At 64.5% G+C, this 19,683-nt stretch carries 15 protein-coding genes; 9 read left to right on the forward strand and 6 right to left on the reverse strand.

Annotated features, from left to right (window positions below; genetic code table 11):
• Positions 1 to 80: 80 nt before the first annotated feature.
• The gene (locus tag V3C33_11430) at positions 81 to 1,190 is read right to left on the reverse strand and encodes an enolase C-terminal domain-like protein (protein ID XAS66117.1); all 1,110 of its coding nucleotides are present in this window, start codon (positions 1,188 to 1,190) and stop codon (positions 81 to 83) included.
• A complete protein-coding gene (locus tag V3C33_11435; protein ID XAS66118.1) occupies positions 1,187 to 2,128 on the reverse strand; it encodes a LysR family transcriptional regulator in 942 nt (313 codons plus the stop codon). Before V3C33_11435 ends, V3C33_11430 begins: the two co-directional genes overlap by 4 nt.
• A gap of 298 nt (positions 2,129 to 2,426) precedes the next feature.
• On the opposite strand from V3C33_11435, the gene benA reads away from it, so the two are divergent.
• The 7 genes from benA (at position 2,427) to hrpA (ending at position 14,608) form a co-directional block, all read left to right on the forward strand.
• Positions 2,427 to 3,785 (forward strand): benzoate 1,2-dioxygenase large subunit, encoded by a 1,359-nt coding sequence (benA, locus tag V3C33_11440; protein ID XAS66119.1) that lies wholly within the window; start codon positions 2,427 to 2,429, stop codon positions 3,783 to 3,785.
• A 27-nt stretch (positions 3,786 to 3,812) separates the two neighbouring features.
• Complete coding sequence (gene benB, locus V3C33_11445) at positions 3,813 to 4,346, forward strand: benzoate 1,2-dioxygenase small subunit (protein XAS66120.1); 534 nt, start codon at positions 3,813 to 3,815, stop codon at positions 4,344 to 4,346.
• A 28-nt stretch (positions 4,347 to 4,374) separates the two neighbouring features.
• On the forward strand, positions 4,375 to 5,424 hold the full coding sequence (gene benC, locus V3C33_11450) for a benzoate 1,2-dioxygenase electron transfer component BenC (GenBank protein ID XAS66121.1): 1,050 nt from the start codon (positions 4,375 to 4,377) through the stop codon (positions 5,422 to 5,424).
• The gene (locus tag V3C33_11455) at positions 5,421 to 6,227 is read left to right on the forward strand and encodes a 1,6-dihydroxycyclohexa-2,4-diene-1-carboxylate dehydrogenase (GenBank protein XAS66122.1); all 807 of its coding nucleotides are present in this window, start codon (positions 5,421 to 5,423) and stop codon (positions 6,225 to 6,227) included. Before benC ends, V3C33_11455 begins: the two co-directional genes overlap by 4 nt.
• A gap of 73 nt (positions 6,228 to 6,300) precedes the next feature.
• Positions 6,301 to 7,764, forward strand: a complete 1,464-nt coding sequence (locus V3C33_11460; GenBank protein XAS66123.1) for an aromatic acid/H+ symport family MFS transporter — start codon at positions 6,301 to 6,303, stop codon at positions 7,762 to 7,764.
• Between the two features lie 27 nt (positions 7,765 to 7,791).
• Positions 7,792 to 10,641: an AAA family ATPase gene (locus V3C33_11465; GenBank protein ID XAS66124.1), complete on the forward strand. Its 2,850-nt coding sequence runs from the start codon at positions 7,792 to 7,794 to the stop codon at positions 10,639 to 10,641.
• 13 nt (positions 10,642 to 10,654) lie between these two features.
• Positions 10,655 to 14,608, forward strand: coding sequence for an ATP-dependent RNA helicase HrpA (gene hrpA, locus V3C33_11470; GenBank protein XAS66125.1), 3,954 nt, complete (start codon positions 10,655 to 10,657; stop codon positions 14,606 to 14,608).
• 62 nt (positions 14,609 to 14,670) lie between these two features.
• Here the strand turns inward: hrpA and V3C33_11475 are convergent, their stop codons facing one another.
• The 3 genes from V3C33_11475 to V3C33_11485 are packed head-to-tail and all read right to left on the reverse strand — an operon-like array spanning position 14,671 to position 17,204.
• Positions 14,671 to 15,099, reverse strand: coding sequence for an HIT family protein (locus V3C33_11475; protein ID XAS66126.1), 429 nt, complete (start codon positions 15,097 to 15,099; stop codon positions 14,671 to 14,673).
• Positions 15,096 to 16,265, reverse strand: a complete 1,170-nt coding sequence (locus tag V3C33_11480; GenBank protein ID XAS66127.1) for an NAD(P)-dependent alcohol dehydrogenase — start codon at positions 16,263 to 16,265, stop codon at positions 15,096 to 15,098. The genes V3C33_11475 and V3C33_11480 overlap by 4 nt, the downstream gene beginning before the upstream one ends.
• A gap of 60 nt (positions 16,266 to 16,325) precedes the next feature.
• Positions 16,326 to 17,204, reverse strand: coding sequence for a sulfurtransferase (locus V3C33_11485; protein ID XAS66128.1), 879 nt, complete (start codon positions 17,202 to 17,204; stop codon positions 16,326 to 16,328).
• A gap of 126 nt (positions 17,205 to 17,330) precedes the next feature.
• Here V3C33_11485 and V3C33_11490 point away from each other — a divergent pair, with 126 nt between their 5' ends.
• On the forward strand, positions 17,331 to 18,413 hold the full coding sequence (locus tag V3C33_11490) for a PLP-dependent cysteine synthase family protein (GenBank protein ID XAS66129.1): 1,083 nt from the start codon (positions 17,331 to 17,333) through the stop codon (positions 18,411 to 18,413).
• Positions 18,414 to 18,456: 43 nt separating this feature from the next.
• Here V3C33_11490 and V3C33_11495 read toward each other — a convergent pair whose 3' ends face one another.
• Positions 18,457 to 19,113, reverse strand: a complete 657-nt coding sequence (locus tag V3C33_11495; GenBank protein XAS66130.1) for an MBL fold metallo-hydrolase — start codon at positions 19,111 to 19,113, stop codon at positions 18,457 to 18,459.
• A 95-nt stretch (positions 19,114 to 19,208) separates the two neighbouring features.
• Here V3C33_11495 and V3C33_11500 point away from each other — a divergent pair, with 95 nt between their 5' ends.
• The gene (locus tag V3C33_11500) at positions 19,209 to 19,673 is read left to right on the forward strand and encodes a Fur family transcriptional regulator (protein ID XAS66131.1); all 465 of its coding nucleotides are present in this window, start codon (positions 19,209 to 19,211) and stop codon (positions 19,671 to 19,673) included.
• The last annotated feature ends 10 nt before the right edge of the window (positions 19,674 to 19,683 follow it).

Below are 19,683 nucleotides of genomic sequence, written 5' to 3' on the forward strand. Positions count from 1 at the left end.
GACTCGCTTTCGTTTTCCGGTGCTGGCTGCCGCACAGTCACCGTGATTTGTGGTTGGGTTCGGTGGTTCGTTGGGAGGGTTCAGTCGTTCTGGTCGAGGCGGTACCTTGCCAGCTTGTCCGGATCGATTTCGATTCCGATTCCTGGCGCCTGGCGCACCGACAAGGAGCCGTCCACGATCTCCAGCGGCTCGGTGAGGAGGTCGTCGCTCATGTCCAGGAAGTTGGAAAGTTCCCCCGCCCGCTGGGTGGTGGACTTGAACGCGGCGCCGAAAGTGACGGTGCAGAGGGTGCCCACCTGCCCATCGATCTGGTTGCCCATGACAACCTCTGCTCCCAGTCCGTCGCACTGGTACAGCACCCGCTGGGAGTGCGAAAACCCGGTGCGGGCGGTCTTGATGCTGATGGCAGTGGCCGCACCGTTGAGCAGCTCGCGGGTCACCTGGCCCGGATTCGTTGCGCTTTCGTCCGCCACAAACGGGATGGGGCAGCGCTCAACGAGCCATTTGCGGCCCAGGACGTCGTCCGCGGGGCAGAGCTCCTCGGCCAGGGTCAGGTCAAGGTCCGCCATGGCTTTTAGAGCCCGGAGCGATTCCGACGCCGTCCAGCCACGGTTTCCGTCAATGTACAGCTCGATCCCGTCACCGAGCTCCTCGCGCAGGGCGCGGCAGACGTCGACGTCGAGCCTGAAGGGTCTCCGTCCGACCTTGACTTTGAAGGTCGTGATCCCGTAGCTGGCGCGCATGCGCTCGGCTTCGGCAACCATCCTGGCAGGCTCGGCGAAGCCGAGCATGTGGCTCACCCGCATGCTGTCGGCGAACCCGCCGAGAAGTGCTGTTACCGGTTGCCCCAGGGTCTTGCCGATGACGTCCCAAACGGCCATGTCGATAGCGGACTTGGCCGTGGGGTTACCCACTGTCCTGTCCATGACGGCGTGCATGGCCTCGCGGTCCATGATGGACATGCCCACAAGCCGGGGGGCGAAAAGGGTCATGACCGCCGCCACAATGGATTCCTGTGTCTCACCGTAGGTAAAGGGCCGGGCGGGGGCTTCGGCGACGCCGACCACGTCGTCGTCGCTATGGACCCGGACCAGGACGTGCAGGGCTGTGTGGACTTCACCGCTGGCGAAGCGCAGGGGCTTCGTGTAGGGGATGGCGAAAGGGATCGCCTCGATAGCGGTGATTTTCACGGGAGCCTTCCGGGATAGGTCTGGTCGATAAAGATTTCGTTGTCCTCAAGTGCCGCGAGGAATGCGTCAACCAGGGGTGACACATCGTTGCGTCGCCAGGCGAGGGCGAGTTCCACTGAATCGGATCCATCCACCGTCCGGTACTGGACGCCGTCAAGCGCAATCCCCCGGACGGATCCTGGCAAAACCGCTACTCCCAGCCCGGCCGCGACGAGGGAGAGCTGGGTTGAGGTCTTGGTTGATTCGTGCGCCACGTGCGGATGAAAATCAGCTGCGTTGCATGCACGGATGACGGCGTCATTGACCACCGACCGGGAAGCTGCCGGGTACATGATGAAGTCCTCGCCCCGCAGCTCGCCGACCGTCACCGATGCCTGCGCCGTGAGCCGATGGCCGTCCGGCAGTGCAACCACAAACTGCTCACGGGCAATCGGACGCAATTCCAGCGAGTCCTCCCGGACCGGCGGACGCAGGACCCCGATGTCGAGTTCCCCTGTATCCAATGCCGTTTCGATCGCTGGAGTGAGCATTTCCGTGTGGATGTCCAGAGCGACGCCCGGTAGATGCTGTTTGACCAACCGGGCCAGAACCGGAAGCTGGGTGTAGGACGCCGTGCCAGTCAGCCCGATGCGCAGAGTGCCGGCTTTCCCTTCGGCAAAGCGGCGGGCCCGCCGGGCCGCATCATCAACGGCCGCGAGAATACGCCGGGCATCCGCCAGAAAAGCCTCACCGGCGGCGGTGAGCCTGACGCTGCGCGTCGTCCTTGCGAGCAGTTCCACGCCCAGCTCCGCCTCCAGCTGCCGTATCTGCTGGGAGAGCGGTGGCTGAGCCATCTGGAGGCGTTCCGCTGCCTGGCCGAAGTGGCAGGTGTCGGCCACCACCACGAAGTAGCGCAAGTGACGCAGTTCCACAGTCCTGACGCCCCTCTCCTTTGTCATCGTCGGCAGCCCAAACGGTCGTGTGAGTCCGTCCCGCGATTGGATTGCCGTGTTTGTTGTTGATTCAACAGCGTATGGCTGATTTTGATATTGAACAAATACCTAATTGTTCCTTTTTGAGACTTTACAAATATGAATGTGCACCTAGGCGGGGCTAGGCAAATGCCTAGTGTGACGCGCGCCACGCAGTGGCAGAGTTGCATGCATTCACCATTGACCGACCGATAGTTTGGCGGTCCGTACGGGCAGAGAAGCCCGGCAACCCGGGCAATGCGGCCCGATATCGATAGGAGCCAACATGACTGAGACCCTGGCGGGCATCCGAGCCCACCTCGACCAGGCCCTGGTGGAGCACCCGGAGAATGGCGTATACCGCGCCAAGCGAAGCATCTTCACGGACGAAGACCTCTTCGAACTGGAGATGAAGCACATTTTCGAAGGCAACTGGGTTTACCTGGCGCACGACAGCCAGATTCCGAACGTGGGCGACTACTTCACAACGTACATCGGACGCCAGCCGATCATCATTTCGCGCGACAAGCAGGGCGGACTGAATGCAATCATCAACGCCTGCAGCCACCGCGGCGCCATGCTGTGCCGGCGCAAGACGGACAACCGCACCACGTTCACCTGCCCCTTCCACGGCTGGACCTTCAACAACACGGGCAAACTCCTGAAGGTCAAGGATCCCCGGGACGCCGGATACCCGGAGCAGTTTAATAAGGAAGGCTCACACGACCTCACGAAGGTGGCCCGGTTCGAGAGCTACCGCGGTTTCCTCTTCGGCAGCATCAACCCGGACGTGAAGCCGCTCGAGGAGCATCTGGGCGAATCCACCAAGATCATCGACATGATCGTGGACCAGTCCCCGGACGGCCTGGAAGTCCTGCGTGGCGCCTCCACCTACACCTACGACGGCAACTGGAAGCTGCAGGCAGAAAACGGCGCCGACGGTTACCACGTCTCGGCCACGCACTGGAACTACGCTGCCACCACCGCACGCCGGACCACCGGCGAATCAGCCAACGAAACCAAAAACATGGACGCCGGCGGCTGGGCCAGGCAGAAAGGCGGCTACTACTCCTTCGACCACGGCCACCTGCTGCTCTGGACCGAGTGGCTCGATCCCAGCAACCGCCCGCTTTTCGACCGCCGCGACGAACTGGTGGAGAAGTTCGGTGTGGAAAAGGCCGACTGGATGATCAACATCTCCCGCAACCTCTGCCTCTACCCCAACGTCTACCTGATGGATCAATTCGGCTCCCAGATCCGGCATTTCCGCCCCATCGCTGTCGACAAGACCGAGGTGACCATCTACTGCATCGCCCCCAAGGGCGAAAGCGATGAGGCACGTGCCAACCGCATCCGCCAGTATGAGGACTTCTTCAACGCCTCCGGGATGGCCACGCCTGATGATCTGGAGGAGTTCCGCTCCTGCCAGAAAACCTACCTCGCCACCGCTGCTCCGTGGAACGACCTCGGCCGCGGCGTGACACACCAGATCGAAGGCGCGAATGAAAACGCCAGCGTCATTGGCCTCAAGCCGATTTCCAGCGGCGCCCGGACCGAGGACGAAGGCCTCTACCCGATCCAGCATGGTTACTGGGTGGAGACCATGCGCAAGGCTGCAGACGCCGAAGAAGCCGCTCAGAACTAGGCCCGGACAGAGCCTGAGGAGAAGAACATGACACTTACAACTGAAATCAGCCAGCTTGCCGTCGCTGACAGCCCGGCCAGCCTGGAGGACATCCGCTCCTTCCTCTACCGCGAGGCGCGCTTCCTGGACGACCGCGAATTTGACCGCTGGCTGGACTGCTACCACCCCGAGGCCGAGTTCTGGATGCCGGCCTGGGCCGACGACGACCAGCTCACCAGCGATCCGCAGCGCGAGATCTCGCTGATCTACTACTCCAACCGTGGCGGCCTTGAAGACCGCGTCTTCCGCATCAAGACAGACCGCTCAAGCGCCACGAGCCTGCCTGAGCCGCGCACCGGCCACAACATCAGCAACGTGGAGATCGTGGAGGTCCGCGGCCAGCAGGTCGACGTGCGCTTCAACTGGTACACGCTGTACTACCGCTATCAGAACATCGATCCGTATTTCGGAACGTCTTTCTACACCATCGACTTCTCCGGCACCCAGCCCGTGATCACGAAGAAGAAGGTGGTCCTCAAGAACGACTACATCCACCACATCGTGGACATTTACCACATCTAATTTCCCTAGGACTGGATTCGAGCCCCCCATGAACTACCAGATTGCCCTCAGCTTTGAGGACGGTGTGACCCGTTTTGTCACCGCAAACCCGAACGAAACTGTTGCGGACGCCGCGTACAAATCACGAATCAACATCCCCTTTGACTGCCGCGACGGCGCCTGCGGCACGTGCAAGGCCTTCTGCGAGTCGGGCAAGTTCGACGGCGGTGACTACATCGATGAGGCCCTCACCGAAGATGAAGCAGAGAAAGGCTTCTGCCTGCCCTGCCAGATGGTTCCGGAAACCGACCTTGTCCTGCAGATCGCCGGTACCTCAGAGATGGCCAAGGTGGGAGCCACAACCTTCGAGGCGACAGTCAACGAGCTGACCTGGTTCGCTGACAATACGGCTGCCATCACCCTGACGCTGGAAAACCGGGACGACCTCAGGTTCCTCCCGGGCCAGTACATGAACTTCGCCGTGCCCGGCACGGAGTTCGCCCGGTCTTATTCCTTCAGCAGCGGCCCTTCCGCCGACCAGCTTCGCTTCCTGATCCGCACCGCACCGGACGGCGCCATGACCACGTACCTCAAGGAACGTGCCGTTGTGGGAGACAGCATCCCCCTGACAGGACCGATGGGCAGCTTCTTCCTGCGCGACATCAAGCGTCCGGTGCTGATGCTGGCGGGCGGTACTGGCATCGCACCGCTGCTGTCCATGCTGGAGAAAATCGCGATGGGTCTGGAAGAAGCACCGGCACACCCGGTGCACCTGGCCTACGGCGTCACCTTTGATAAGGATCTGGTGGAGCTCGACAAGCTGCAGCGCTACGCCGACATCATCGAATCCTTCACCTTCGACTACTGCGTGGCGGACCCCGCCAGCCAAGCGGAGAAGAAGGGTTACGTGACCCAGCACATCACCGCCGGACAGATCAACGACGGCGACGTCGACGTCTACTTGTGCGGCCCGCCCGCCATGGTGGACGCCGTCCGCAAGTACTGGGACACCCAGGGCATCACGCCGGCCAACTTCTACTATGAGCGTTTCGCTGTGGGAGCCACAGCGAAACAGGCACTCGCCGGAGCCAGCGCTTGAGCACGGGCAAGGCCCGGGTTCTCAGCCCGGGCCGCTTCGCCGGCAAAGTGGTGGTGGTCACCGGAGCTGCCCAGGGCATCGGTAATGCGGTTGCCTCCCGGGTCGCAGCCGAGGGCGCCGAGGCCATCCTGGTGGACCGCGCCGAGATTGTCCGGGAAGCCGCTGCGGAACTCGTGGCGGAAGGCGCTGCCGCGTTCGGCATCACCGCCGACCTCGAGGACTATTCCGGCGCCAGCGCCGCCATCGAAGAAGCGCTGGCCCGCCATGGCCGGATTGATGTCCTGATCAACAACGTGGGCGGCACCATCTGGGCCAAGCCCTTTGAAGAGTACGAGCCGGAACAGATCAGCAAGGAAATCCAACGGTCCCTGTTCCCGACTCTCTGGACGTGCCGGGCAGTACTTCCGCACATGATCGCGCAGCAAAGCGGTGTAATCGTCAACGTCGCATCAGTTGCCACCCGTGGCGTCAACCGTGTCCCATATGCTGCAGCCAAAGGCGGAGTAAAGGCCATCACGGCGGCCCTCGCACTCGAAGCAGCACCGCACGGAATCCGCATTGTGGCCACGGCCCCGGGCGGAACGGAAGCGCCGCCCCGGCGTGTTGCGCGCGGTCCCCAACCGGAAGGCGAGGCGGAAAAGGCCTGGTACCAGCAGATTGTGGACCAGACCATCGATTCATCGCTCATGAAGCGATACGGAACCCTCGAAGAACAGGCGGGTCCCATCGCGTTCCTCGCCTCGGATGAGGCTTCCTACATCACCGGCAGTGTCCTCGCTGTTGCCGGTGGCGACCTGGGCTGATCCCCAGGCAGGCGCACAACCCAGCCACCCACATCCGGCCGCAATGAAGCGGCCCGAGACACTGGAGCACCCTATGAAAGCTCTGTCCGCATCGAATAATGATGCAAATCGCAGGAAAACTGTCCGCTGGGTGATGGCGATCGCCGCCGCCGCCCTGCTCTTTGACGGGTACGATCTCGTCGTATATGGAACTGTTGTTTCATCGCTGCTGCGGGACCCCTCACAGCTGGGAGCCCTGGACGCTGCCCAGGCCGGCGCCCTGGGCAGCTACGCCCTGATGGGCGTGATGGTGGGCGCACTCACGGCGGGCGCGGTAGGTGATTTCCTTGGCCGGCGGAAACTTATGCTGATCAACATCGTCTGGTTTTCCGTGGGCATGACCTTCACGGCCATGGCCACGAGCGTTCCGGTATTTGGCCTCTTCCGGTTCCTGACGGGGATCGGCGTGGGCGCCCTGGTAGCCACTGCCGGTGCCGTGGTGGCCGAATTCGCCCCGGCCGGCAAGCGCAATTTCTACAATGCGCTTGTTTACTCCGGCGTGCCCGCCGGCGGCCTTCTGGCCTCGCTGCTGGCCATCATTCTCGGCGGTGTCACCGACTGGCGCGGCCTCTTCATGATCGGTGCCCTGCCCCTGGTAATCCTGTTCCCGCTGGCATACCTGAAGCTGCCGGAGTCGCCCAGATGGTTACTCGCCCGCGGCCGCACTGAGCAGGCCGAGCTCCTGTCAGTGAAGACCGGCATTCCTCTGGAAGACAGCGACGCTGACAAGGGCAAGGGCATCCCCAGCTCCGCACCTCCGGTCGCAGCCGGCAATGACGGCCGTCCCCTCACCGGTTTTGCCGCCCTCGCCTCCGGGAAATACCGTACGCCTACCATCCTGCTGGGACTCATGAGTTTCTGCGGGCTGCTGCTGACCTACGGCCTGAACACCTGGCTTCCGGAAATCATGGGGCAGCACGGCTACGGCAAAACGTACTCACTGACCTTCCTCATGGCGCTCAACGCGGGCGCCGTGATCGGCGGGCTCATCGCGTCGCGGTCCGCGGACCGGTTCGGGCCGCGTGCCATCATTGCCTCGACGTTTGCCATTGCGGCCGCCGCCCTGGTCCTGCTGACGTTCGAATTCCCGCTGCCCGTGCTGATGATCGCCGTCGCATTCGCCGGCGTCGGCAGCCTGGGCACCCAGGTGCTCGTCTACGGGTTCGTGTCCAACTACTACCCCACACCGGCACGTGCGGCCGGCGTGGCATGGTGTGCAGGGTTCGGACGTCTGGGCGGCATTGTCGGTCCGCTGGTGGGCGGCTTCCTGATCAGTGCCCACGCTCCCAGCAACGTGGCATTCGTGGTGTTCGCAGCCATAGCGCTGGCCATAGCGCTGGCCGGTGGCCTGGTCACGGTCTTCGTCCGCAAGCACCACACGTCCCAGGCAACCGCTGCCACAGTGGATGTTGCAGGAGAGCCCGTTGGTGAACAGCCGGCTGCCGCAACAGAAAGCAAGGACACCGTGGCGAACGGATCCGGACGCTGGGGCCTGTGAGCCACCCGTCGGTTAGTGTTGGGATCCATGCCTGACACAGTCGACAGACCATTCCTGAGCGGGCGGACGGCACAGACCCGGCAGCTGCTGGGCCTGCTGCAGTCCGCCCGCTCAGGCGTGCCTGCCCTCGCCGTCGTCAGCGGCGGGCAGGGCATGGGAAAGACTGTCTTCGTGGAGAACTTTCTCCAGCTGCAGGAAGTGGAAACGGCCGGTACCACCGTCCTCAGGGCTGCCGGCGCCGTCTGGGAAAGGCCCATGGACTTCGGCGTGGTTCAGCAGCTGCTGGCCAGGTGCCCGGACCCCGCGGAAGCGGGCAGGCCGGGGACCAACGACGCCGGGAGCCGCCCTGCGGGAATGCTGCGGCAACACGGTGAAGCGCTGCTCTCTGCCTTCACAACCCTGGCCGGCGGCACAGACCGCATGGTGATCCTCTGGGTTGACGACCTCCAGTTTGCGGATGTTGCTTCGCTGCAGGCACTCCTTTACACACTGCGCAGGATGGGTCCGCTGCCGCTGCTGACCATCCTGTGCGTGACCCCCGGCCGGGGCGGAACGGACCCCGCAGATGCCGGCCTGCTCAGGTATCCCGGTGCCATGAGGATCACGCTGGGGCCGCTGGCGCCGGATGATGTCCTTGCGATGTCCCGCGGTAACTCCGGCCCCGGGCTTCCGCGGTCCGCGGCGCGTTCCCTCACGGACCACACCGGAGGCAGCCCGTCTCTGATCCAGCCGCTGTTGGAAGAGTTTCCCGCGTCGATCTGGTCCGCAGGCCCCGAATCGTTGCCGGCACCGGCTGAGTATGCCGCCTCGGTCGCCGCCTTGCTGCTCAGCCTTCCTCGGGAGGCAGCCGCGCTCACGGAGGCGGCCGCCATTCTGGGCGCGCGGTCACCGCTGGCGCTCGCCGCGGAACTTGCAGGCGTTATGGACGCAGTGGCAGCCGTGGACGCCGCGGACACCGCCGGTCTTCTGCGCCTGAACATGGCTGGCGCGGAAACCCTGCTGGAATTTCCACTGCCTGTGCTCCGCGCCGCCGTCTACCAACGGCTCGGACCAGCCCGCCGCGTTGCATTGCACACCGCCGCCGCCGGCATCGTGACAGGCCCGGTCCAACGGCTGAACCACCGCGCCGCCGCTGCGCTGCTGCCGGATCCCGCCCTGGCCGCCGAACTCGAGAGGACTGCCTCCGGTTTCGCCTCAACCGGCGCCTGGCGGCGGGCGGCTGACGCCTACGCCCAGGCGGCACGGCTGAACCCCCGCACGCAGGAGCGGGAATCGCTTGTTGTTAAGGCCGTGGATGCCATGGTCGGGGCCGGCGAGCTCCCACGGGCAATTGCCGCTCTCGACGTCCTCGACTCATTCGCGCCCAGTCCAAGTAGCGACGCCGTCCGCGGCTATCTCGCCATTCTGCGGGGTCACCCGGCCCAGGCCGACGCACTGCTCCATAAGGCGTGGACCGCCGTCGATCCCTCCACCGACGCCGAGATGGCGGGCGGAATCTGCCAGCGGCAGGTCCTGCACGCCCTGGCCCGGTTCAACGGGCGGGACCTCGTGATCTGGGCGGACAGGGCCAGGCGCCTTGCCCCTGCGGGCAGCCCGTCGGTGGTGGAAGCACAGGCCATCGAAGGACTGGGCCTGGGCGCCATGGGCCGCTACGCCGAGGCTGAGAGAAGTTACCAGGCCGCGGAGCGCTTACCGGACCACGGCGCACAGCACCAGCGCATCGCCATGGGCAAAGGCTGGCTGCATCTGGCCATGGACCGGGTGGAGGAGGCCCGGGCCGAACTTGCCGGAGCCATGCCCACGGAATTCGGCCACGGCTCGCAGCGCATCTCACTCTGGGCGAAGGCCTGGCTGGCCAGAACCGACGTGGCACTGGGAGCCTGGGACAACGCCCTGCAGACCGTCGAGAGCGCAGTGTCCATCCAGGAGGAATCCGAAATTGACCTGCTGCGGCCGCTGCTGCACTGGACCGGTGCCCAGATCCATGCCCTGCGCGGCAATTGGGACGCCGCTGCCCACCATCTGGAGCGCGGCTCCGCGGCGGGCGACAGCTATCCCATCATGCTGCTGCCGTATTGCCTGGCCCAGGCGCAGGTGGCGGAGGCCAAAGCAGACTACGACGGCGTCATCCGCGCTTTGATGCCCGTGTTGCGGATGCAGCGCACCAGCGGGATCGACGAACCCGGATTCTGGCCGTGGCAGGACCATTACGCCAATGCCCTGGTCATGGTGGGCAAGGTTGAGGAGGCAGATGCCTTTCTCCGTCCGCACGAGGAGCTGGCAGCGCGCCGCAACCACCGCTCCACGCTCGCGCGGCTGTCGTACGTCCGCGGCCGGATCCAGGCAGCAGCCGGCGACCTTGACGCCGCCCGCACCAGCTTCCTGGGCGGCCTGGCACAGCTGGAAGGCCTGCCGATGCCGATCGCGCGCGCCCGGATCAAATTCGCCTACGGTCAGTCCTTCCGTCGCGCTGGAAAGCGGCGGGAAGCAGCCGCCGTTCTGGCTGAAGCCCGTGAGCTGTTCGCCGTCCTCGGCGCCCAGGCCTATGTGGACCGCTGCTCCCGCGAAATGCGCGCCAGCGGCGCAAGTTCCGCAGCAGGACCCAGCGATCGTGGCAGCGGCAGGACGTCGTCGGACGGCACCGCCGGGCCGGACACCCTGACGGAACAGGAGAAGTCCGTGGCTGATCTCGTCGCATCAGGGCTGAGCAACAAGGAGGCCGCGGCCGAGCTGTATGTCTCCGTCAAGACAGTCCAGTACCACCTCACGCGGATCTACGCCAAGCTCGGCATCACCTCACGGTCGGCCCTGGCCGCGGCCTACCTCGGACGGGGTACGGACACTGCCGGACGCCAAGGCCAGCCCCCGCCACAGTAGACTGTCTCCGGCCATGACTTTTCATATCTCCTATCCCGCCGAGCTGCCGGTATCCGAACGCCGCGAGGACCTGAAGGCCGCCATCGCCGCCAATCAGGTGACCATCATTGCCGGCGAGACCGGCTCGGGAAAAACCACCCAGATCCCCAAAATGTGCCTCGAACTGGGGCTGGGCGACAACGGTCTGATCGGCCACACCCAGCCTCGCCGGCTTGCTGCCCGCACAGTGGCGGAGCGCATTGCCTCCGAGCTGGGTGTGGAAGTCGGCCAGGAAGTGGGCTTCCAGGTCCGTTTCACCGGTGAGGTCAGCCGGTCCACCAAGGTCAAACTGATGACTGACGGCATCCTGCTCGCGGAAATCCAGCGGGACAAGCTGCTGCGTAAATACAACGCCATCATCATCGACGAGGCCCACGAGCGCAGCCTCAACATCGACTTCATCCTCGGGTATCTCAAGAGAATCCTTCCGCAGCGCCCCGACCTGAAGGTCATCATCACCTCCGCCACCATCGATCCCGAACGCTTCGCAAAGCACTTCGGCACTGCGGAGGCTCCCTCTCCCATCATCGAGGTTTCCGGCCGGACGTTCCCCGTTGAGATTCGCTACCGCCCGCTGTCCCAGCCCGCGGGCGGTGCCGACGAAGACACCGCCTCGGACGACGAACTCGAGGAGGACCGGGATCCGCTGGACGCTGTGTGCGACGCCGTTGATGAACTCGCCACAGAGGCCCCCGGCGACATCCTGGTGTTCTTCTCCGGCGAGCGTGAAATCCGGGACGCCACCGAGGCTTTGAATGCCCGGATCCAGTCCAACCGGCGGCTGGCCGGCACCGAGGTGCTGCCGCTGTTTGCACGGCTGAGCCTGCAGGAGCAGCACCGTGTCTTCAACCCCGGCAGCAAGCGCAGGATCGTGCTGGCCACCAACGTGGCGGAAACGTCTCTGACGGTGCCGGGCATCAAGTATGTGATCGACACCGGCACTGCCCGCATCTCCCGGTATTCGCACCGCACCAAGGTCCAACGGCTTCCGATTGAGCGGGTCTCGCAGGCCTCTGCCAACCAGCGTTCCGGCCGCTGCGGACGTGTGTCGGACGGCATCGCCATCCGGCTGTATTCAGAGCAGGACTTCGAATCCAGGCCGCTCTTTACGGACCCGGAAATCCTTCGCACCAACCTGGCTGCCGTCATTCTGCAGATGACCGCCATGGGCGTTGCCCGCGGGCCCAAAGACATCGAAAACTTCCCCTTTGTGGAGCCTCCGGATTCCCGCGCCATCAACGACGGCGTCACGCTCCTGAGGGAACTGGGCGCCTTGAGCACCCCCGCCGGCAAGGACAAGGCTTCGGATACCGCCGACGCCGCGGGCGGCCGCAACGCGGGCGGGCTCACCGCCGTCGGGCAGCAACTCGCCCAACTGCCAGTGGATCCGCGGCTGGGCCGCATGATTGTGGAGGCCGGACGGCGTGGCTGCGTCCGCGAAGTCATGATCCTCGCCGCGGCGCTGACCATCCAGGACCCGCGCGAACGCCCGACGGACAAACAGCAGCTGGCTGCCGAAAAGCACGCACGCTTCCGCGATGAGAATTCGGACTTCACCGGATTCCTCAACCTGTGGAACTACATCCAGGAAAAACAACAGGAGCTCTCCTCCACCCAGTTCCGCCGGCTCTGCCGCGCCGAGTACATCAATTACCTGCGGGTCCGGGAATGGCAGGACCTGTTTGCGCAGCTCCGCCAGCTGGCCAGGCCGTTGGGCATCGGCCTGGACAACAAGCGTGAGGCCGATCCTGTGGGTAACAACGAGGGGATCCACATCAGCCTTCTGTCGGGGCTCCTCAGCCACATCGGGCTCCTGGATGAGCGCAAACGCGAATATGCCGGAGCCCGCGGCAGCCGCTTCGCGATTTTCCCCGGCTCCGCACTGTTCAAGAAGTCACCCACGTTTGTGATGGCGGCCGAGCTTGTGGAAACCAGCAGGCTCTGGGCCCGGGTGGCCGCGAAATTCGATCCGGTGTGGGCCGAACAGGTAGCTCCTGACCTGGTCAAGCGCAGCTACAGCGAACCGCACTGGTCAACCAAGATGGGCGCGGTGATGGCCTATGAGAAGGTCATGCTCTACGGTGTGCCCATCATTCCGCAGCGCCGCATCAACTACAGCAAAGTGGACCCGGTGCTGGCCCGCGAGCTGTTCATCCGGCATGCGCTGGTTGAAGGCGACTGGAAAACGCACCACAAATTCTTCCACCGCAACCGCGCCCTCCTGCATGAGGTGGAAGAGCTGGAAGCCCGGATGCGCCGCCGGGACCTCATGGTGGATGACGAGGCGCTCTTCGAGTTTTATGACGCCCGGCTCGGCCGGGACGTAGTTTCCGAACGGCATTTCGACAGCTGGTGGAAGGAAGCCCGCCAGCAGAATCCGTCCCTGTTGGATTTCGACCAGGCACTCCTGCTCAGTGAGGAGGCCGATGCGCTGGATGATTCCGCGTATCCGAAGCTGTGGCTCCACAAGGGTTTTGAACTGCCCCTGACGTACGAGTTCCATCCGGTGGCACCGGGCTCATCGCCCAACCCGTCCGACGGCGTCACCGCCGAGGTTCCGGTGCTGTTCCTGAACCAGCTGGACGATGCCGCCTTCCGGTGGCTCATTCCCGGCCAGCGCGCTGAACTGGTGGCGGCCCTCATCAAGTCGCTGCCCAAGCAGATCCGCAAGAATTTTGTGCCGGCACCCGACGTCGCCCGGCAGGCTGTCGCTGCCCTCGAGGCGGACTTCGATCCGGCTGCCGACGAGCTGGAAGCCTCGCTCGAGCTCGCACTGCGGCGGATCCGCGGCCATGTGATCCCGCCGGGCTCCTGGAACTGGGACGCCGTTCCGTCCCACCTGCGGGTGAGCTTCAAGGTGGCGGACAGCAAAGGCCGGGTGCTGGACGAAGGCAAGGACCTCGCCAAGCTGCAGGAACAGCTGGCGCCGGCCACCCGCCGTGCCATCGCCGAATCACTGGGAGCAACGCCAAAAACAACCGCTCCGCACACGCCCGCCACGGGATCCGCGGCTCCGGCAGCCGCTGCCGCCCGGCAAACGGCCGCAACGCCTGGATTTGCGGAGCAGACCGGCCTCACAGAGTGGTCGTTCGGCACCGTTGAACGCCAGGTCAGCGGCACGGTCAAAGGCCACACTGTCACGGGGTACCCTGCCCTTGTGGACGAAGGCGCCTCCGTGTCCCTGCAGGTTTTCCAGACTGCGGCCGAGCAGGAGCAATCCATGCGCGGCGGTGTGATCAGGTTGCTGGCGCTCAGGGTTCCGGCGCCTGACCGCTATGTGCTGGAGCACCTGAACAACACCGAAAAACTGACCTTCAGCCAGAATCCGCACGGCTCCGTTTCCGCCCTGATTGCAGATTGTGCACTGGCCGCCGTGGATAAGCTCACGCCGGCCGGGCTGCCTTGGGACCGTTCCTCTTTTGACGCACTCTACGAACGGGTCCGCGCGGAACTGATCGATACGGTCTTCAGCGTCACGGCAGTGGTGGAACGTATCCTGGCCAGCACCCGGCGGATCGAAAAGCAGCTCAAGGGCATCACCAGCCTGGCGCTCATCAGCGCGCTCAACGACGTCCGGAGCCAACTCGGGCAGCTGGTCTTTCCAGGGTTTGTGGCACGTACGGGCTACGCACAGCTCAGCCAGGTGCCGCGGTACCTTGCGGCCATTGAAAAACGGCTGGAAAAGCTGCCGGGCAATGTCCAGCGGGACGGCCTCCACCTTGCCGTGGTGCAAAGACTGGAAGACGACTACGACGACGCCGTGTCCGCGCTGTTGCCGGGCCGCGGGGCAGGCGCCGAATTAACCCAGGTGCGCTGGATGATCGAGGAGCTCCGGGTGAGCCTCTTCGCCGTCGAACTCGGGACGGCGTACTCAGTGTCCGAGAAACGGATCCGGGCAGTTCTGAACAAGGCACTGGCGCCGGTTTAGCCCTCCGCGGAAGGAGGGCGCCGGCGCCAGCTGTTCAATCCCGCAGCAGCACACGCGGGTTGTCAGCCCGCAGGTACAAACTCCCCGTGGCCGGCATCCCTGAGTCCGGCACGCAGTTTTTCAGCGTTTGCATCCAGAACAGCCGGATCCGGGTTGTTGTCCGCGGAGCCGAAGTCGAAGTCCGCCATGCTGTGGGACGGCCAGACGTGCACGTGCAGGTGGTTGATTTCGTACCCTGCCACAATCAGGCCCGCCCGCGGCGCGCCAAAAACGTCCACCTGGGCGGCGCCGATCCGCCGGGCCACCTCCATGACCTTTGCCAGGGTCTCGGGTGACGCATCAGTCCACCGGTCGACCTCCTCCGTGGGCACAACCAGCGTGTGGCCGTCTGCGAGCGGCCCCATTGTCAGGAACGCCGCGACCTCGCTCTCCCTCCAGACGAAGCGCCCCGGGATTTCTCCGTTGATGATCTTGGTGAACAGGGTGCTCATGCGTCTGCCCTCTCTGACGGCGCCTTCAGGGTGCTGGTGTCCAGCACAAACCGGTATTTGACGTCACCCGCAACCATGCGGTCGTAGGCTTCGTTCAGTTGCTCTGCGCCCACGATTTCGATATCGGAGGCAACGCCGTGTTCCGCGCAGAAATCGAGCATCTCCTGGGTCTCGGCAATCCCGCCGATCAGCGACCCTGCGTAGGCAATCCGGCGGCGGATGAGCGCCCCGGGGTTGACCGGCGGCATGGCTTCCGACGGCAACCCCAGCTGGAACAGCGCGCCGTCCTGGCGCAGAGTACGGAAGAACGGATTGAGATCATGGGGCGCTGCTACGGTGTCGATGATGACATCGATGCTGCCGTCAGCAGCCGCCATGGCGTCCTTGTCGCGGGAGAGGATGACCTCGTCCGCACCCAGCTCAAGCGCGGCGGCAATCTTGGACTCCGATGTGGTGAATACCTTCACTTCAGCACCCATGGCCTTGGCAATCTTGACCGCCATATGGCCCAGGCCGCCAAGGCCCACCACACCCACGACGTCGCCTTCTTCGACGTCGAAGTGGCGAAGCGGCGAGTACGTGGTCACCCCCGCGCAAAGAAGGGGGGCGGCAGCCGCGGGATCAAGGCCGGCAGGAATCCGGACAACATAATTGCGGTCCACCACAACAGATGACGAGTAGCCGCCCTGCGTGATGGCACCCCCGTTGCGGGGATCGGCAGTGCCGTATGTTCCGATGATTCCGTTTTCACAGTACTGTTCCAGACCGTCGAGGCAGGCACCGCACTCCCGGCAGGAGTCCACCAGGCAGCCGACGCCAACACGCTCGCCGGGCTTGAAATCATCAACCGCAGAGCCAACCCGGGTGACCAGGCCAACGATCTCGTGGCCGGGGATAAGAGGGTATTTCTGCGTGCCCCACTCACCTCGGGTGGAGTGGACGTCGGAATGGCAGAGGCCACAGAACTCAATGGCGATCTCGACGTCGTCTTCCTTCGGCGAGCGGCGGGCCACGGTCAGCGGGACAAGTCCGCTGTCACTGGACACCGCGCCGTAGGCGGCAGCAAGCCGGACGGCGGGTCCCGCAATATCAGCAGCGGTCGCTGCTTCGTCTGCAATGGATATGGGCTTGGCAAGGGGCGGTGGTACGGGGCGTCCAGGGGTCATATAGCGACGGTACCCCCGGTTGCCGGAACAATGCCACTCCGGCAACGGGGGCAGCCTGCCTCACGCCGGCGCGGCCTGGCTGCCGGCAACTCCCGGAGCGGCATACTGGGCTGCTCCGGCCACCACAGGATTGGCCGCGTTGCTGGACCATTGTGAGAAGGAACCCGGAAAGAGCGCGGCGCTGAAGCCGGCGATTTCGAGGGCCGCTATCTGATGGGCCGCTGTTACTCCGGAACCGCAATAGACCGCGGTGCGCCCTTCCTGGGTCACTCCGAGCTCCGAAAAGCGGAGCCGGAGCTCGTCGGGCGGGAGAAAGCGTCCGTCGTCACTGAGGTTCCCCGTTGTGGGGGCGCTGACGGCCCCGGGAATGTGGCCCGCACGCGGGTCCACCGGCTCAATCTCGCCGCGGTACCTTTCGCCGGCGCGCGCGTCCAGCAGCACTCCCCCGCGGGGCCACTCTGCGGCTGCGGCTGCATCAATGGCGGGCATTGCATCGTCGCCAAGAATGACATCGCCGAGTACTGCCTGCTCCAGGCCACCCTCTACAGGAAGTCCGGCTGCGCGCCACGCCGGCAGACCGCCGTCGAGCAGGTGAATGTCTTCCAGGCCTGCGTTGCGGAGCATCCACCACAGCCGCGCCGCGGCCATGTTCCCGCTGTCGTCGTAGGCAACCACTACGTCCCCGCTGCTGATCCCCCAGCAGCGGGCGTATTCCTGGAGCTTTTGCACCGGAGGCAGCGGGTGGCGGCCATGGCCCGGATCTGCGGGTTCTGCGAGCTGGGTGGGAAGATCCACGTATACGGCGCCGGGAATATGTTCCTTGAGGTAGTGTCCGCGGCCGTGGGGATCTCCCAGCGCCCAGCGGACATCCAGCAGAACGGTGCGCTGGCCGGAGGTCATCCGGTTGTTCAGCGCAGACACGTCCATGAGGGTATCCATCAAATCTCCTTTGGTTTGGATGAACTGCGGCCGCCGGGCCTTGTCCACCGGGAATCCGCGGTGCCGTGGCGGTCAGCAGGACCAACTCTAACCTCACGGGTCGCATGCCGCGGGTAGGCTGGACCCGTGAACAGAGTGTGCAGCCAGGACCGTGAGTGGGCCGATGAGGCAATCCGCAGAATCAATGCAGAAAACAACCGGTCGGCGGATACCCACCTGTATTCGGTGCCGTTGCCCGAGCACTGGGGCGTCCAGCTGTACCTCAAGGATGAATCCACGCACCGTTCCGGCAGCCTCAAGCACCGGCTGGCGCGCTCGCTTTTTCTGTTCGGCCTCGTTAATGGCTGGATCCGGGACGACACCACCATTGTTGAGGCTTCCAGCGGCAGCACGGCCGTCTCGGAGGCATACTTTGCCCAGCTGCTTGGCCTGCCGTTCATCGCGGTGATGACGCGGACCACCAGCGCGGAGAAAATCGCCCTGATCGAACAGTTCGGCGGCGCCTGTCTGCTGGTGGACCACGCATCCGAGGTGTATGCGGCCGCCGAGGAAGTCGCGGCAACCAGCAACGGGCACTACATGGACCAGTTCACCTATGCGGAACGCGCCACGGACTGGCGCGGCAACAACAACATTGCCGAATCCATTTTCCAGCAGCTGGCACTTGAGGAGCACCGGGTGCCCCGTTGGATTGTGGTGGGGGCAGGCACCGGCGGGACCAGCGCAACGATCGGCCGCTACCTCCGCTACCACCGCCATGACACCGAACTGGCGGTGGTGGATCCGGAAAACTCTGCCTTTTACCCTGGCTGGAGGGATGGCGTGGCCGACTTCACCACGGGCCTGCCATCCCGGATCGAAGGCATTGGGCGGCCAAGGATGGAACCCAGTTTTGTGCCCGCTGTCATCGACCGGATGGTCCAGGTCCCCGATGCGGCGTCCGTTGCCGGCATGCGCCACCTGCACGGCCTGGCCGGCCTCCATGCCGGGCCGTCCACGGGCACCAATCTCTGGGGCGTATGGCAGCTGGTCGCGGAAATGATTGCCGAAGGACGCCGCGGCAGTATTGTGTCGCTGATGTGCGACGGCGGTGACCGCTATGCGGGCAACTATTACAACCCCGCGTGGCTGGAAGCGCAGAATCTGGATCCTGAGCCGCATGAGGCCACCATCCGGGAGTTCTTCGCGACCGGCGCCTGGCCCGCCTAGTCAGGCTGGCCCTCAGGCAGGGTGGTCCGCCTAGCCTGAGCCCCTAGACCTCGGCGGACTCGCCGCTGGACAGGTGCGAGTATTCAGTTCCGTACATTGCCCCCAGCCGCGTCACATGGGCCTCCACAAACCCCAGGCCCAACTCATTCAGGAGCCCGTCATGGATGGGGAACGCCCGCGGCGCGCGGACGCCGATCACAAAGTCAACCACTTCACTGACCTTGTTCCAGGGCGCGTGGACGGGCACCAGCAGTGTCTTGACGCTGATGCCGTTCGGGATGATGAAGGAATCGCCGGGGTGGTACACGTTTTCGTCCACGAGATAGCCGATGTTGGCAACCAAGGGGACGTGCGGATGGATCAGGGCATGCTGGCCGCCAAAGCTCCGGATGGCAAAGCCAGCCGCGTCAAAAGTCGTGCCGGGCACCACGGTGTGGATCCGGGCCGCGGCACCGGGTGCTTCTTCCCTCAGGTGTGCAGCTACCCCCGCCGGAGCGAACAGCTCCAGAGAACCCTCTGCCCGGAGTGCATCCACTACCGCAGCCACATCGATGTGGTCTCCGTGCTCGTGGGTGACAAGAATTGCATTTGCGCCGTCCAGGGCCTCTGCTGTCTCGGAGAACGTACCGGGATCCAGCACCAGGACGTGACCATCCTTCTCAAGCCGGACACAGGCGTGGGTGTATTTTGTCAGCTTCATCACGCCAGCCTAGGGTCCGGCCCATGCAGTGTCCACGTGGCTCCGGCTGGTAATCTGGATCTTTGCCACCATCCCTCAGGGAAGCGAGTACATCAATGCCACATGGCGCCAAAGCTGAAGGCATCCAGCATTCCGCTCCGGTTGCCGCCGGAGGCAAGGAGCAGCGTGTCACCAAGCAACGGCTGGCTGTCAGTGCTGCCCTGGACGAACTGGACGACTTCGTCAGCACCCAGGAGTTATACCGGATTCTGCAGAACCAGGGAGTCTCGGTATCTCTGGCGACTGCCTACCGGATCCTGCAGTCGCTGGCTGATGACGGGCTGGTTGATGTGCTCCGCAGCGGCGACGGCGAGGCCGTGTACCGCCGGTGCACCGTGACGGGACATCACCACCATCTGCTTTGCAGAAACTGCGGCAAGGCTGTGGAAGTGGAGGCTCCGGCCGTGGAGACCTGGGCGGCCCGGACGGCGAAGGAACACGGATTCACCGAGGTGGCCCATACCGTTGAGATCTATGGATTGTGCCCGGACTGCACGGCGAAAAAAGCCGGCAACAGCTGAGCGCCATTAC

This window comes from Micrococcaceae bacterium Sec5.7, assembly GCA_039636785.1.
In the GTDB taxonomy this organism is placed as follows: Bacteria; Actinomycetota; Actinomycetes; order Actinomycetales; family Micrococcaceae; genus Arthrobacter.